This window comes from Pseudomonas viridiflava (genome assembly GCF_900602065.1).
In the GTDB taxonomy this organism is placed as follows: Bacteria; Pseudomonadota; Gammaproteobacteria; order Pseudomonadales; family Pseudomonadaceae; genus Aquipseudomonas.
The window spans coordinates 1-358 of the sequence record NZ_UWFN01000354.1 but is presented as its reverse complement, the minus strand read 5'-3'; the positions used below and the strand labels follow the sequence as shown (position 1 = coordinate 358).

Here is a 358-nt window from a genome sequence, read left to right as displayed (position 1 = left end):
CCCGGAATGGTGCGCAAACCTGTGGATAACTCTGTTGACAACAATTTGATAAGTGACTGGCGGGTAAGACAAATCCGTATCAGAACTAAAACAGACCGCCGCTACGGATTTCGAACCTTGTCCATGATGGCCAAAGATCGGTTCGCTTGCAGGACCAAGGCGTAACTAAGCTTGTCGTAGGTGCGGAACACCATCAGCAGCCCCGACCGCTCGTCCGGGATTTTCACCGACTCGCCGGTTACCCGGTCACGTACCTTTTCGCCGGTCTTGTAGATCGCCAGCACGTTGCCTTCGGTCAGACCGTCGCGCCGCCCTCGGTTCAGCGTGACCACGTCCATGACACCAATCTGGGTCACGC

Annotated in this window: 1 pseudogene; it reads right to left on the bottom strand. The window is 56.1% G+C overall.

Annotated elements, in window-relative coordinates:
* Window positions 1-101 precede the first annotated feature (101 nt).
* Window positions 102-358, bottom strand: a pseudogene (locus tag EE949_RS28930) (LysM peptidoglycan-binding domain-containing protein); the annotation flags it as partial.